The 14,564-nt window shown below is 59.6% G+C and carries 14 protein-coding genes and 3 pseudogenes; 11 read left to right on the top strand and 6 right to left on the bottom strand.

The annotated features are described in order from the left end of the window. Positions 1-6 precede the first annotated feature (6 nt). The 7 genes from sctS (at position 7) to OKW29_RS00850 (ending at position 4,119) form a co-directional block, all read left to right on the top strand. Positions 7-270, top strand: coding sequence for a type III secretion system export apparatus subunit SctS (gene sctS, locus OKW29_RS00880; protein WP_429289603.1), 264 nt, complete (start codon positions 7-9; stop codon positions 268-270). Beyond that, the gene (locus OKW29_RS00875) at positions 267-1,184 is read left to right on the top strand and encodes a hypothetical protein (protein WP_429289602.1); all 918 of its coding nucleotides are present in this window, start codon (positions 267-269) and stop codon (positions 1,182-1,184) included. The genes sctS and OKW29_RS00875 overlap by 4 nt, the downstream gene beginning before the upstream one ends. A 65-nt stretch (positions 1,185-1,249) precedes the next feature. Next, positions 1,250-2,242, top strand: coding sequence for a hypothetical protein (locus OKW29_RS00870; protein WP_429289601.1), 993 nt, complete (start codon positions 1,250-1,252; stop codon positions 2,240-2,242). A 30-nt stretch (positions 2,243-2,272) separates the two neighbouring features. Next, positions 2,273-2,524 carry a hypothetical protein gene (locus OKW29_RS00865; RefSeq protein WP_429289600.1) on the top strand — a complete coding sequence of 84 codons (252 nt, stop codon included), beginning with the start codon at positions 2,273-2,275 and terminating at the stop codon, positions 2,522-2,524. Between the two features lie 102 nt (positions 2,525-2,626). Beyond that, the gene (locus OKW29_RS00860; protein ID WP_429289599.1) at positions 2,627-2,854 is read left to right on the top strand and encodes a hypothetical protein; all 228 of its coding nucleotides are present in this window, start codon (positions 2,627-2,629) and stop codon (positions 2,852-2,854) included. A 91-nt stretch (positions 2,855-2,945) separates the two neighbouring features. After that, positions 2,946-3,401: a CesT family type III secretion system chaperone gene (locus OKW29_RS00855; protein ID WP_429289898.1), complete on the top strand. Its 456-nt coding sequence runs from the start codon at positions 2,946-2,948 to the stop codon at positions 3,399-3,401. Between the two features lie 10 nt (positions 3,402-3,411). After that, positions 3,412-4,119, top strand: coding sequence for a transposase (locus OKW29_RS00850; RefSeq protein WP_429289598.1), 708 nt, complete (start codon positions 3,412-3,414; stop codon positions 4,117-4,119). Between the two features lie 268 nt (positions 4,120-4,387). Here OKW29_RS00850 and OKW29_RS00845 read toward each other — a convergent pair whose 3' ends face one another. Beyond that, positions 4,388-5,263 carry a hypothetical protein gene (locus OKW29_RS00845; protein WP_429289597.1) on the bottom strand — a complete coding sequence of 292 codons (876 nt, stop codon included), beginning with the start codon at positions 5,261-5,263 and terminating at the stop codon, positions 4,388-4,390. Between the two features lie 93 nt (positions 5,264-5,356). Beyond that, positions 5,357-5,797, bottom strand: a pseudogene (locus OKW29_RS00840) (transposase); the annotation flags it as partial. 1,015 nt (positions 5,798-6,812) lie between these two features. Here OKW29_RS00840 and OKW29_RS00835 point away from each other — a divergent pair. After that, positions 6,813-6,947 (top strand): annotated as a pseudogene (locus OKW29_RS00835) (hypothetical protein); the annotation flags it as partial. Here the strand turns inward: OKW29_RS00835 and OKW29_RS00830 are convergent. Beyond that, a complete protein-coding gene (locus OKW29_RS00830; protein WP_429289914.1) occupies positions 6,907-7,203 on the bottom strand; it encodes a hypothetical protein in 297 nt (98 codons plus the stop codon). The pseudogene OKW29_RS00835 and the gene OKW29_RS00830 sit on opposite strands and share 41 nt — an antisense overlap. A gap of 63 nt (positions 7,204-7,266) precedes the next feature. On the opposite strand from OKW29_RS00830, the gene OKW29_RS00825 reads away from it, so the two are divergent. Further along, entirely contained in the window at positions 7,267-7,455 is a 189-nt protein-coding gene (locus OKW29_RS00825; RefSeq protein WP_429289913.1) for a hypothetical protein, read from the top strand. Positions 7,456-8,286: 831 nt separating this feature from the next. Here the strand turns inward: OKW29_RS00825 and OKW29_RS00820 are convergent. Continuing rightward, entirely contained in the window at positions 8,287-8,751 is a 465-nt protein-coding gene (locus tag OKW29_RS00820; RefSeq protein ID WP_429289596.1) for a hypothetical protein, read from the bottom strand. Between the two features lie 565 nt (positions 8,752-9,316). Between OKW29_RS00820 and OKW29_RS00815 the strand changes: the two genes are divergently transcribed. After that, on the top strand, positions 9,317-9,541 hold the full coding sequence (locus tag OKW29_RS00815) for a hypothetical protein (RefSeq protein ID WP_429289595.1): 225 nt from the start codon (positions 9,317-9,319) through the stop codon (positions 9,539-9,541). 51 nt (positions 9,542-9,592) lie between these two features. On the opposite strand, the gene OKW29_RS00810 is transcribed toward OKW29_RS00815, so the two are convergent. Both OKW29_RS00810 and OKW29_RS00805 read right to left on the bottom strand, forming a co-directional pair. Continuing rightward, positions 9,593-10,384 carry a sulfite exporter TauE/SafE family protein gene (locus tag OKW29_RS00810; protein ID WP_429289594.1) on the bottom strand — a complete coding sequence of 264 codons (792 nt, stop codon included), beginning with the start codon at positions 10,382-10,384 and terminating at the stop codon, positions 9,593-9,595. A gap of 512 nt (positions 10,385-10,896) precedes the next feature. Continuing rightward, positions 10,897-13,146, bottom strand: coding sequence for a hypothetical protein (locus OKW29_RS00805; protein ID WP_429289593.1), 2,250 nt, complete (start codon positions 13,144-13,146; stop codon positions 10,897-10,899). Positions 13,147-13,972: 826 nt separating this feature from the next. Here OKW29_RS00805 and OKW29_RS00800 point away from each other — a divergent pair. Beyond that, positions 13,973-14,521 (top strand): annotated as a pseudogene (locus OKW29_RS00800) (transposase); the annotation flags it as partial. Positions 14,522-14,564 lie beyond the last annotated feature (43 nt).

The following is a 14,564-nucleotide window of genomic DNA, read 5'->3' as shown; positions in this document are numbered from 1 at the left end:
CCCGGCATGGATCTCGACACCATCATTCGTCTGACGTCACAGGGTCTGCTGACCTGCCTGTACGTGTCGCTGCCGATCGTACTGGTCGCGGCGGGCGTCGGTCTGCTCGTATCGTTCGTGCAGGCAATCACGTCGATGCAGGATTCGAGCATCACCTATGGCGTGAAGCTCGTGGCCGTGACGATCACTGTCGTCGTCCTCGCGCGCTGGGGCGGCGCGCAAGTCGAAAACTTCGCGGAGGCCGTCATGACTGCGGCGTTTGCACGATGAGCGTCCGGACCTCGAACGATAAATCGGTGAGCATTGCGGCCGAGCAGCAGCTCGAAGACCACCTGCGTGCGCAGCAACAGAAGTTGAAGCATCTTCGGGCGAATCACCTGCGCGAGAGCAAGCAGCGACAAAACCGGCTCGCGGCTCAACATACGAATGGCGGCCATCGCAAGCGGACCAAGCGCCCCGAACTGAAGGACGTGAAGTCGCACGGAGAGATCACCAAGGCCCGCAAAGAGCATGAGGCGGATGCCAAGCGCAAGCGCGCGTTCGCCACGCAGGCCGAGATAATCGCCCGCGGCGGCGTGGCGATTACCGACCAGGGAGGAGGAGGAGGAGGAGGAGGAGGCGGTCATCAGGGCGGCGAGGAACAGCGCGACGACCAGTACCCCGGCGAGACACCGCCCCCGCGCGTGCCCGACGCTCGCTTGTCCCATCGCAAGCGCGGTCCCACACCCGATCGCGCTTTGGCGGATGCAGGAATCCCCGAGATCGTGGCAGGTGCTGTGCCCGCGGCGAGCTGCCCGGATGTTCCCCGCCCTCACGGCACGGAGCTCGCGCAACTGGCGCAGGGTCTGCTGGCCGCGCGCGACCTGGCGACCGGCAAGTCGCAGGCGCCTGTGCGGCCCGTCGTTGCCGGGCTCGTGAGTGGCTATATGCGGGCGACGCACCGGATGTTTTTCGAAGAACTGGAATTCGACGAAGTGAAGCGCGTGTTGCTCGAAGCCGATTCGAAGCGCGCAAAGCAGCCTGACGCTGTGCCGACGCAAGCGGACCGCGAGTTGAACCTGTTGATGGCGTTGATCGTGCATAACGCGACGCGCCCCGCACCGGATTGGTACCGGCTGCGAGCAGCGGCCGTCGCGAAGGTGGCCGCATCGACCGTCGAATCGGCCGCTGCTCCTGCGGCCTGACGCAAGTGAGCCAACCGAATTGATTTTATCGATCCGACGTAAGACAGCAAAGAGAATCGGGACACATGAAACTCCTTCGCATCCTCACAGGCATTCATGCCGGTGCAACGATCCCGCTTGGCGCGGGCGACCACCGCGTCGGCTCCGACGACGATGCCGACGTGCAGATCAGCGACTGGCAATATCCTGCGCTGACCATCACGATTGCCGTCGACGGCAGCGCGTCTGCACAACGACCAACAAGCGGCGATGCTGAAGCGGCATTCGTGCCGCTCGTCGATTTCGCCCCGCAGCGCTTCGAGGACGTCGTCCTGTGCTTAGGACCGGAAAGCGGCACCTGGCCGAGCGATCTCGATCTGATGAACAAGCTCCTCGTGAAACAGGACGAGAGCATCGTCAACATGAAACGAGTCGTGGCGCTGAGCAATGTGGAGATTAGCATTGGCCGCCGGAAGGTCACCGCATTTACGCTGACCGGCGTTGTCCTTGCGCTTCTGTTCGCCGCGATGAGCGGCCTTTCGATGGTGAGAAACACGCAAGCCTCTGAAGCATCGGATATCGCGGCCGTGACGCGGCGTGTCGATGGCTCGCTAGAGACCGCAGGCGTCAAGGGCCTGACGGCGGAGCCGCGTGGGTCGACCGTCATGGTGGTCGGCATGGTCGCGTCGCCGGCCGAAGACACAGGCGTGCGCGCGGTGCTGAACAAGTTCGACGCCCGCGTCGTTCAGGGCCACTACGACGTCGCGTCTTCGATTGCCAGCAACATTGAGGAAACGCTGGCGGTACCTGGCGCCCAGGTCCGCTATTCGGGACATGGCGCGTTCACCGTATATGGCGAAGTACAAAGCCTGAGCGGGCTGAACGACGCGATTGCCCGCGTGCGCGCCGACCTGGATCCTAACGTGAAGGGAATCAACGTCCAAGCGACCGAAAAGCCGCCAGGCGAAACAAGCGTCCCCTTCACCACCATGATGGCGGACGGCACTTTCAAGTACCTGCAAACGCCAGATGGCGTCAAGCATTTCAATGTCGAAGATACCGCTGATCAAAACCCGTGATGCTCGGCGGCCAACCTGAAGGAGTTTTCCATGTATGAATCGATGAATGACACTTTGTTGGAGGAGCTTAAGGGTCTCTCCAATTGGATTGAGGCCTCTGACTCCGCACCACGCGTGAGCCGCATCTGCAATGCGCTGCGTGCCGCCGCGAGCAGCTGCGGCGAAACGAGGTTGCGGTCAACTGACGAGATGGCGCGTGCTCAGCTCGCGAAACTTGATGAAGGTCTCTCCGCCGCCGCACGGATCGTTCTTCGCTTTTCGGAAGACGTTCCTGTTGCATAGGCGTAACGAAAGGCATCGCATTGCTGCGCCATTTCTTCGGTGTACAGTACTTTCCGCACCTGTAATGGTGCATTCCTTTGTAAATCTGTTTGGGAGAACGTGATGGCAAGTATGAGTGGTCTTTCCACATTGGGCAGCGCGGCTAATTTTGGTGGGGCAACCGCTCAGATAGGAGGGACAACCGCTGAGACCCTCGCTCTGAACTCTCTGGCCGGCGCGGCATCGGAGAAGATCGGCCAATCGGAGATGTTGATGCAGTTCCAGCAAGCCGTGGCGGAATCAATGAAGAACGCTGGAAAAGTAGTGAAGGACATCGCGAACCCCGCCTGAGTCGCAGGCATGTTTCGCGCAGCGCCTTGCGAGCGGCCTCTTGCCGCTCGTGGTCGCCACCAGTATTCAAATATCGGGACTGACAACTCAAGTGACCTGGGAACGCTTTACCGGCCTCGTGACCGAGCTTTGCGAAGTCGTGGGGCTGCCCGATCCGAACGCCGTAATCGATCGACGGATGATCGAAGTGGAGGGCTTCGACGTGATGCTCGACCATGTCGAGAACGACGTCGACGCGATGTACATGAACTTTCACTACGGCACTGTGACGGCCGGGCGCACGCTTGTGATATTTCGGCTGTTGCTCGAAGCGAATTTGCTCGTCTATGCGCAGGATCAGGCGCAACTCGGACTCGACTCGGATACCGGCGGCATCGTGCTGATCGTGCGCATTCCGTTCGGGGACGACGTCACAGGAGAATGGCTTGGTGATCTTCTGTCCCATTACGCTGAACATGGACGCTACTGGCGCAAGAATATCCTCGAGTCGACCGATGAAATGTTCGAAGGCATCGGGACCGGACAATTCGTCTGGATCCGAAGCTAGGACACGCGTTATGCGTCCTCTCCTGATGGGTGGACTGGATGTCAATCCGATTCGATTTGATATAGATAGCTTCCCTAGCCAATCAAACTTTTTCTTTTCGGATCCGGAACTCGCTCAAATCGGCCGGCTATTGACGATGGCAGATAGCGTTTCCGTGGGACCGGCGAGACTCAACGATTCGACGCGCGGTCAACCGGATACGAAGCGAAGCAGTCCCGCCACGCCCACGACGTCGGATCTAAATTTCCAGCAGCATGGATCGCGCTGCCGAATGTGGGTGGCCCCGGAGGTTCGCGATCCGGTGTTGATGCACGCGCCGACGCGCAAGTCGGTGGCGTGCTTAGGCGCGGTCAGTTTGAGCACCGGCCGATTCGTCTGGCGGGCACGCCCTGTCTTCAACGCAGAAACGTTTGTGTCCTTTCTGCGCCAGCTGCTACGCCATCGACGTCGTGGCAAGCGCATCGTCGTCGTGCTGGACAACGCGAAGTACCACCACGCCATCCTGCTCAAGCCGCTGCTGCGCAAGTACACCCGACAGTTATCGAGGCTCGTCATGCCAGAACCGTGCATGACGGCCAATTCTCCTGCGGCGAGCGAGAGGAAGCGCCTGCTCAGGGTCCGCGGCCCATGGGTCTTAAGGGCCGACCTGCCGTTTCCTTTCATCAGCGCCACCCAGACGACCAACTCCTTCAGCCAGGACGAGAAATCTGTGAAGTAGGCGCCAAAAATCTTGAATGCCAATCGGACCGAGACCGCCTCTGCAACCGGCCATTCGATTGGTAACGACGAACGCTCCTTTATCGGCCGTACCCGCCGTTCGCGTTTGCCGATGATGATCGAGTGTCGGCGACCGTCCTCTAGAGCATCCGAGCGACACGGATGGGCTTTTGCAGGCTTTGCAGGAGCTATTGTAGCGTGTCAACTGTGATGCCCAGCCGGACAAGATAATTGCCGCCGCCCAAGTTTGTCGCAAGTGGCGACAGCCATTAGCCAAAGGCTACGTATCCGCGCGCTCCTCCGACATGAAGGGACGCAGAACTATGCCCGTTTCCCAAACTTGCCATAGTAATGTTCTTTTCCAAACCCATGCTTTTCAATGTCGACAAAACACCGCGGACATTGGCAGCAGCCCCTTGGGCGTTGGCGCCGACCAGCATGATGCTAGTGTCGGTCCCGTTGGGTGTGATATGCCTCAACAGGACATCTCTGACAGATGTGCGACCTGATCCACGGCCGCTAAAACTATCGACATGCATGAGCATCGCTTTATCACCCTGCACGATCATCACGGCCAGACACGGATCAAGGTCGGTCGTATAGAGCACGGTCTTGGCGGAGGCATGCACATTCACGACTTGCGCCGAGCTATTGCCTTGGCGCACCCAAACGGGACTCAGGCCCTCCTCGGTCAGGGCTTTCAGCGATTTTCTGGTGGGCGTTCCCGTTTCGGCATTCATAGACAGCTTCAAATTCTGCAATTTTGTCATGGCCAGCAACTGTTCCACTGGAAATTCTTTCAGAGGGTGCCCCGAAAGATCGAGATCGATCACCGACGCAGGCGCGCCTCGCAACTCAGGCAACGCGGGAAGGTGCCGCTTATCCAGGCTGAAGCTCGCTTCCGGCGGAAGATCGGCTTTCGGCCCAAGCGTTGCCGGTGGGCTCGGACGCAAATGTCTGGAAGCGGCAGAGCTATTGCGGTTCGCCCCGGTAAAGCTCCTTAGCGCGCCGTTCCACCTATCGTCTGGCGGGCGTTGAGCATTCTTCGCTGAATTTGACGGCGATGCTACCTCGCCGCTCCCTGTAGAACTGTGCACGGCGGCGAGGTGCGTCGCCGAGTAGGGATCATCAGATTTGATTTTCATTGGGAATCTTCGTCAAACAACATTCGCGTAGCTAGTCGGGCCTGCAAAATTCAGTTTCCTTGACCAACGACAACAAAGGCGCGGCGTACGGCCGCGACGACGCAGGCTTTTGCCCTCGCGTTCGTACGTCTGCTTCAGTGCCAGGCCGGCGCGTTGAGCCAATTGTACAAGCCTGGCGCGCGCCACCTCGAGCAGTCGGCTATCGGTCGGGTACGCGATCGCCTTTTGCTGCACTGTCGTGTCGACAATCACGCGCTCAAATTCGGCCGGCTTAACCGCCTTCATTTGCACAGCGGCGGCAATCGTCGTCGCCAGCAGTTCTTCGACGCCGGCTTCTCCCAGCGCCTGCCGAAACCGCACCAGGTTGATTGGATCGCATGGCAGACGCGGCTGAAAGTACTCCTCGCCGCAGAAAAACTGGAAGCAAACGTCTTGCGCCCAGCGCTCACACACCGAGTCGTCACTTTCGTTGAACGCGTGCTTGAGATACAGCAGACCGACCATCAGCCGGATCGGCATCGTCTTTGCACCTCCTACTCCTTGCCGGTCTCCCGGCGCACTCAGTTTGACATTTTCTGCTTTGCACAGCGAACTGACCAGACAACTACTGCGATACGACTTTCAGCTTGAACGGCTCGTTGTACTTCATCATAAAAAAGCCCCAAAAGGTTGGATTGGTGTCCAACTTTTGGGGTACAGCTCAATGGGTGGCCTTGAGGCGTTCAACTTGTCAGAGCTTTGAACCCTTCGCCAATCTTCTCCATCTGTTTCGCAAACGCTTGGATTAGCATTAGTGCCATATTGCTCCGCGCGACCTCTAGATGAGCCAAGCCCCCAGCAAAGTTCAAGCGGTCCACGTCAGCCGCGGTTTTTTCGATTTCGTACGGAGGAGGCTCTTCTCCTCCGGGCAGATAAGGTGCTTCTCGTGTGTACTTGGGAAGTTCATGCATTTCGTACCCGGGAGGCATTACCGCCCTAGGTTGCGGCTCCTGGAGCGACGTCGGGTCGGTGGCAGGCCCTCTACGTCCGGGGCCTCGCGGTTCCCTATCTTCAGCCTTGGACGACGATCGAGGCAGCGTCTGCCGAGGTGGCGCGCTAGCGGAACGAGTAAGCTGTTCGCCCCCTGCACTGCCAGGAGAAAGACGGACCTTCAACCGCCCCCGCCCCGGCTCGCTCAGCGAGCGCGGCTGTGCTCCCTCAGCTCCGCCTCGGGGTCGCAACAACGAGAGACGCCGATCGCTAGGGAGGTGACTGTTACTCCGCGTGCGTGACCGACCACGCGGAGCGTCCTCCACCGTGGGCGACGGTCCACGCAACAGAGAGGATTCTCGCGTTAAGGGTTTTGATGAGATGGTATTTGTCATATCCGGTCGAGTCAGTTAGAAAAACGTTAGTTCAACCAATGGTAGCAAAGGCGAGCACCGTAGACATGTAAGTGCCCGTACATTGTGTGTCCAAATATGCACTTTCGACCACACGATTCGCGCGTGCGCGTACCGCTTCGCATGCACGGCGCCCCGTCCCGTCCGAAACCGTTTCTTCAGACGGGATGAGAAAATCGGCCGCTGCGTCATGCGGAGGACCGCCCATGGAACGCGAATCCCGCAAGAAGCAGCATCTGGTGGAAGCTGCGCTTCGCCTGTTCAACCGCGACGGCTTTCACGCGACTGGCGTGGATACCGTCCTGGCCGAAGCCAATATTTCGAAGACAGTGCTGTACAAGCATTTCCGCTCGAAAAGACGATCTGATCGTCTACACGCTGCGGCAGGTGACCGCGCAGGCACGTGCCGCGTGGGACGCTGCGCTGCACGAAGGTCGCCGCACGCCCGAACAAAAACTGCTCGCGCGATTCGAACAATTGAAACGGGCTGTCGCGGGCGGCACGTTTCACCGTTGGATTTTTTTGCAGTCTTGCGGCGAGTTCGGCGACGAAAGTCATCCGATTCACCTGGCGGCGCTCGAGTGCAAAGTTGCGTCGATCGCTTCCACACGCGCGATGGTCATGCAGCTTCAGGTGAGCCGCCACGACCAGCTCGCGCACGACATCGATCTCGTTTGCGAGGGCGTGCTGGCAAAACCTCACGCGAAGCACGACGTCACCTGTATCGCCGACGCAAAGCGCATCATGAAGCTCCTGATCGAAGCGAATACGTGCGCGATGCAGGGAGTCAACGAGCGTCCGATGCATTGAACAAGACCTACTGGCAACCCCTGTGGATTGGACTAACTCGGGTTCTGAAGCGGACTTCTTTTTGGCCCCTCGAACGTTTGCGTCGGTGATGCTCCAGTCCCTGAAGATTGCGCGGGTGGTCGCATTGGCGACCGAGGCGGCGGCGAAGGCGGCGACGAACTTTCCGGTGACGAAGCGGACCTCGATGCCTCGCCGCCTTGATCGCGCGCCGTCCGTACTGCTGCAGGTTCGACCGGCAATTTCGGAGAAGTCTCCGGATTTCTCAGTTCGCCGTTAAACGCATAGCTGATGACCCTGGTTCACGGCTTGTGGCGTGAGTGCACCCTTTTTCTGAAGCATCCAAAGCGCGCTAGTAATTACTTTGGGCCTTTTCACAACACTCACGAGTCCATCAAACAACGTGTTGTCTTTCTTCGGGACTTTTTGGGCAGGTTTCGTCTCCTGGTCACGTTCGTCCGTTAAATGAGAATCGAGATTGGTGCGCAGAGGCACCCTGGAAAACGACGCAGAATTCCGCATCAATCTACTCCCTTCATCTAGTCGTCTCTCAAGAGGGACGATACTCGTATGTGGTTGCACGAGACGCGATGTTGCCACCCTGTCCCGCTGTCAGATCAAGATCTTATCCCTTGCCACAAGCACGCGCCTCGCATTCACGCAGTCGTCGATCGTTATGCGCAGCCACTACCTGCCGGCGCATCGCCAAAGCTCACGATCGTGTGCAGCGCGTCAGGTCACGAATATCGAACGATGTTTGCTTCTCCCCCACCATCTTCTCGCGAGCGTGCTTTCTTGGCCGCCGCGTTCAAGTACGGGGACTACCAGTCAATGCTACTGGCCCGATCCCTCATCCAGGGCTGCATCGACTTCGCGGATAGCCGCGTCGATGTGCGCGAGGCCCCAGTGTTTCGCATTCTGTGCGTCTGGATTGTCTTCGTCACGTGTGACATCGTGCCGCGCGCGATACAACATGTCTCTCGCAGCATGCAACTTCCCCCCTCCATCCGGCCGCCTGTCAACCGGCACATGACGGTCGGGGTTCTTGCCGTCATTGAATGCGGCCTGCTGGATGTCGTAAATTGCCGCGTCGATCTGACGAACCGCCTGCACGTCATGGCCGCTGACGCCGCCTTCCCTGTAGCGATGCTGGATGAGCCAGCGGGCAGCCTGCAGGTCGGACGTCGCGTGCAGGTAGGCCGGATGGTCGCCCGGGAACGCAGCGTGTGCAAAAGTGGGAACGCCGATGGCCGCAACAGTTGCGGCCAAACCGATAAATCGAGTAATCGTCTTAACCATTCTGGTTACTGTCTACGTGAAAGAGAGGATGACGCCAGGAACGAGACTGTCCGTGCCAAGAACCGCTGTACGCGTACCCGCGCAAGCATTCACTCAACGGCTAAAGTAGTGCCCTGCTGCGCAAGCAATCTGCGCGTTAAAGAGAAAAAAAATTGGCGATTGCGACACACGCGGCGAAAACAAAGGAACGCTTCATAAAACTCTCCGTTAGGTTTAAAAGCCCGGGTGGTGGATAGAACCGGCTGAGACGTATTAAACCCGGGTCGCCATGCCTGTTTCCAGTCACAGGTTGTAACCCTGGCCGGACGTTTGTAACGCCCGTCGTCGCATGGTAAATGACTGTAAACGCTTCGCTATCCTGCTTCGGGATACGCGCTTCAGGCTTGCGCGATTCGAGATTGGGGAGTCCACATTGAGGATTCGCTTTTGCCTGCCGTGCAGAGGGCGCACAGGGGATCCTGCCCGTTGCGCTTACCACCCGTTACGTGGTTAGTCGATTTCTTGCACCTGTAAAAGGGGCGGCTCATTACACTGCCGTCTGTGAACTCAATTTTTGCGGAACATAATGATGCGTACACTCTCTTTGCTTGTGGCGGGTCTTGCGATCCTGACCATGTCCGGCGCCGTCCTTGCATTCGGCATGCAGGCCAGCGGCTGGCACTCGAGTCCTTCAGCGACTGCATCGGCGGCCGCTAAAGATTGTCGTTCCACACAAGACCGCTCCGTCAACCAGTCATCTGGCATTCTCAAGAAAGAGGGCTGGTATGACCGGACCATCTGGTGGGGTTGACGGACCATGACGCTTCGCGCATCACGTTGGATTGCACCGCAGCCTGGTGGGTCAGACGGTTTGCCACGACCTGATCAATATGTATAGCGCAACCACCACGAGCATCCCGGCGAAGAGCCGGTTGAGCGCGCCGCATTTCATCGCCAGGCGCTTCGCCAGCGACGCGCCGAGCCTGCCTCCTGCAAGTCCGCCCAATACGAACGCCGCGGCGACAAACCAGTTGATGCAGTCCGACGAGGCGTAGTTGATCGCTGTGGTCAGCGCGAAAGAGCCGACCGCAAAGAGCGAGGTGCCAATGGCCTCGACCATCGTAAGATGCCCGAAGAAAAGCAGACTGGGCACGATCAGAAAGCCACCGCCGATCCCGAAGAATCCGGCGAGGCTGCCGGTCCCAAGGCCTGCACCCAGCAAGCGCGGATAGCGCGACGACGAGGCCGTGCCCGTCCGCTCCCCGGGTGGCGTGACCACCAGCATGCGCACCGCGACAAATGCCACGAGCAAAGCGAATAGTGCCAGCAGATGCTGCCCGGCAAGATGCTTGCCGAGCGTGGACCCGACGAGAGCTCCAAGCACGCCGCCCGCGGTGAACACCGTTGCCATCCCCCAGCGGACATGACCGGCGCGCGCGTGCGAGATGATGTTCAGAAAAGCATTCGCCAACACCGCGCACGCGCTCGTGCCGATCGCGACATGCGGATCGGCTATGCCGACGACGTACAGCGTCAGCGGCACAGCCAGAATTGAACCTCCGCTGCCGGCAAGCCCAAGGCAAAAGCTGACCAACGCGCCGCATAGAATGGCCAGGCATTTCTGACCTGCCGACATTGCATGAAGCACTGTCATGGTGCTTAAGTCCGCAGTTTCCGTGTTGAGCGCATCCGAACGCGCCGACGGTTCGGTCGACGGTGGATGATGACCCGGCATGTTGAACAGCTACGCTACGCCGCATGCGAAGCCGGACAGCGGACATCACTGGCTCGGGTACACGCGAAGGACGTGTGGCGATCGTAGCGTGAGACCCGTCGTCAAGCCTCGCCCGATCCGAGGTGAACGACGGTTGAGCGAAGTGAGGTTAGAGAAGAAGGCGTGCGGCGCCGGGAGTCCATCGACAGCATCTGGGTTTCAGCGCCGATCTCGCCGTGGCCGCTGCGGTACACCAGCAGTGCCCTCCAGAATCCCAGCAATCTGGTCCCAACCTTCTGGCGTAGTTGCGGTTGCATAACGTCGGTTATCGCCTTTAGCCGTCGTATCTCGAGGGACGTTCCGGGCTTGACCGTGCGAGACACGCGCCCATATGGAGCGCTCGTTTCCGGCTCCAGTTCGGCTGGCCAGGTCAGCCGAAGCCGGCTTCACGCTCAGGTATTGGCACCGTTGCTGGCGTCGCTCCTGTCGTTCGCGTCGCTGTTGGCTTGCGGTTTCAGCCACTGGCGATTCGGGTTGACAAGCGATTTCAGCTGCTCAAGCATCCTGCGACGCTGTTCGCTCGTGATACCTGCTCCGATCACGTGCTGATGGCCCTGACGGTTCACCCCCGTCCGCGAACTCCCCGCCGGCACGTGGATGATCGGGCTCAGGTGCGTGTCCGGAAGCTCCTTTGCGGAAAGACCGTCGTTATGGGGTTGTTGCGCGTGTACAAGCGGGTTGCCCCGGATTTCCAGCGACTCGATGACGTTCCTTTCAATCTCCCCTTCCGGAACATTCACGCGCACCGCGTCCTGCGCGGAGCGGGTGACCGCCGGGATCTCCCCGCCAGGAAACTCCCGGCTGACGCCGTCGTGAGGATACGACGTGGCGGCCACCTCCACATTGCGGCCCAGACGCGCACCGGTCTCGGCGGTCATCAGGCCGTGTTGCGAATGCACACAATTGATCCGCGTGTAAATTCGGTCGACCAGCGAGCTCGCCGATGGATGGTCGTTCGACACAACGTTCTCGTACGTGCACAAGGCGATATTGTTGTCGTCGAGCACGGGGCGCCCGTCGCGGATGACGGGCACCCGCATCTGACGGTTGATCGACGCGATTTCAAAGGCCTTGCTCTCATCCGATGGCAACGGATCCCTGCGCCGCAGCGTAATGGTTTCGAGCAGGATGCCTTCCTTGTCGTTACCCGGGATAACCACGTGTCCTTCGTCGTCGATCAGCGACTCGCCTGGCGGCAGCCGCCTTTGCAAGGTGATTTCGCTCACCTCCGTCAGTGCGGCACCGTTCTCCAGCGAGATCTCCGTTCCGTTGACGCCGAGCATCCGGGTGACCTGAAGGTCCTTCGACGCGATGATCGGAGCGTCATCGTCGTCACGCAGCATCAGCGACGCAGCATCGGCCGTCGAACCCTCGCCGCCCGGACGCCACAACCGGCCGCGGATCGGCACTGTCAGCGGCTGGTAGTCACGCGGGCGCCAGCTGGTCAACTGCTGCCGCGGCTGCAACTCGTAGATCCTGGTGTCAGCCTCCGCTTCGCTCAGGCGCGTGTCATAGACCGGCTTGCCCTTCATCTCAGCGAGTCCGGTCGGCTGCTCGAACATACCGGCCGTCATCGTGAACGGATTGACAGCCTGCAGCGTGACCTTGTCCAGCACGTCATAAATCTCGCCGCCGTGCGGACTGCTCGCGTAATCGAGGCCCGACAGCGACTCGTATTGAACGATCGTGCCGTCGGCCACCCACAACAGGTCCTGTGCGAAGCCGCATGAGCCCTGAACCGCGAAGCGCATGTCATCCATTGCCAGCGTCAGGACCTCGCGCATCACGGTGTTGCGCCAGTCGCTGACGTAATTGGGGTTGGCCAGCCCCTTGTTAAACGAGTAGCCGGTGCCATGGAACGCGATCGTGTCGGCAAACGCTTCCTCGACTTCGTCGCGTACGGTCTGGTTCATGGTGTCAAGAACCTTGTCGCTCAACATGTCCTCAGCGCTTTTGCGCGCCGAGATCTCCTTGAAGGGCGTCGAGGTCAGCCGGTCGGACTCCTGGAAGAGCGTCCGTAGCGCTTCCTCGTGAAAACCCGTGGTCTTGAGCGTTTCCCACGGATCATCGCCTAGCGGAACGGACACTTCCGTCTCGCCGCCTTCGCGTCTCGACAGGTGAAGCTGATAGCCATCCGCCGCGCCTTCATCGTCTCGGGCATTCAGCAACAGGCGATATTGTTCAGCGCCTTTGGTTCTTTCGATGCAATATGAACCGTTGTCCAGCGAGCGGCACCTTGTGCCGTCGGCAAGCACGATGTGGCCGCTGCAATTCTGCTTGGCGGGCGTCAACGCGTCGCGGTAGTGGCCTGCGATCTCCTGCAGGCGAGCGCACATTTCCGGCGCCATGTCAGGCGTCAAGCCGAAATGTTTCTCGAAAAATGCAGTCCGCTGTGCAGCGGACCCTGCGAAGTCGAGATGACCGGTCTCGAGATGGTTTGACAACTGGCGCACCGCCTCGCCCCACTGCTCGTATACGTGTTGACGTACATTCTTCAAGTGGGCAAGTTCAATCAGATGCGTGCGCGTGTCCTCGCGATCGGTTGCCGTTTCGTGCGCAACGACCGCATCGCCTTCCGCAGTGTTCTTCGCCCGACGGGCGATGGCCTCGTCGATCTGTTTGAGCTGATCCGCCGACAGCACCGGTTTCTGGATGTGGTCCGGCGCATTGTTGAAGTAACCGGCCGTGGCGAGCGTATTGACGAAGTTCTTCATGCCCTTCGCATACAGGTCGATCATGTCGACCATGTCCAGCGAAAGCGTCGACTGCGGCTCGCCCCGGCCTGGTCCTTGAGCGTACGCCTGATTGCGTGCGCCCCTTAGCTGCGCTTCTTGTACTGCGGGGATGAAGACGGCCCAAGTTTGAGGTCCGTACTTCTGTTCGTCCGGATCGGTCCGCACGAGCCTATGTGGAAAAAGGATCTTTCGCTCGCCCTGATTCAGGGGCGGCAGCCCACTCCACTGGTCCGAACCAGGGCGAGTCGTAATCGTGACCGTGGGACGCGTGTGTTTATCCAGCGTTTGTGCCTTTACGTCGTATCGTGTTGCCTCGCGGGTTATACCTTTTATGGATGGCATGATATCTCGCTATTTGGTTAGTGCCGGTGCTCCGACCGCCCGCTCAAAGCAAGAGCCTGCGGAGTAGCCCGTTGTGAGCCTTGCCCACCGTTCGCGACAATCGGTATCGATGATGGAACTCGCCGGCCATGTCTGGCGTTGAGACAGACGTGCTTGATGGACTGCCATACACGGCAGCAATACCCGCTTACGTATGTGTCAACGGGCAGACATTCTGATGGAGATACGCTGTCAGCGTGTTCATGCACGCGCACTGATGAAGCGGTATGCGAAGCACCAATCTGAATGCAACACGCATTCGGCTCGCAGCACGCGAGCGCGTGCCAGCCATGCATTTCATTCGCCATTCGAGGTGTTCGAACGTATGCTCGCAACGCTTCGATAACTTCAGCCGGCGATGCAAGAGGCGCTTTATGACGTGCCGCTGTATCGCGACTTTGCGGGGCTGGACGGGGCGCAAATGCTGGCGCTGGTCAATGAGAGCCCGCGCACGAAAGGCTTGTTGCTCAAGGCAGGATCGGCGGTCGACGCTGAGTCCGGCCTGGTTCACGCCGTCATCGGTACAGCGGCCAACGTTCACGACATCAACGCAGCCGAAGCGTTGTTGCACGGGCAGGAAACGGATGTGTGCCCTGAAGCCGGATATCAGGGTATCGAAAAACGTTGCGAGGCTGACGCAGTGCGCTGGCATGTCGCGATGAGACCAGGCAGGCGCAGACAACTGGACCTGAGCGATCGTCTGGACGCGATGTACGATCAGATCGAACGCCTGAAGGCCGGCATCCGTGCCAAGGTCGAACATCCATTCCGGATCCTCAAGCGGCAGTTTGGCCACACGAAGACGCGGTATCGGGGTTTGATGAAAAACACGGCCCGGATCACGACACTGTTTGCTCTGGGCAACCTGTGGATGGCACGCAAGGCTTTGCGCGAAGCCTGAAACGCCCAGTGCTTGAGGGCACCAGTCCCGGCGAATGGTTCCC

This window comes from Paraburkholderia sp. CI3 (assembly GCF_050436505.1).
Classification (GTDB): Bacteria; Pseudomonadota; Gammaproteobacteria; order Burkholderiales; family Burkholderiaceae; genus Paraburkholderia; species Paraburkholderia tuberum.
Note: the sequence above shows the minus strand (reverse complement) of the source record. Positions and strands in the feature narration are given on the sequence as shown.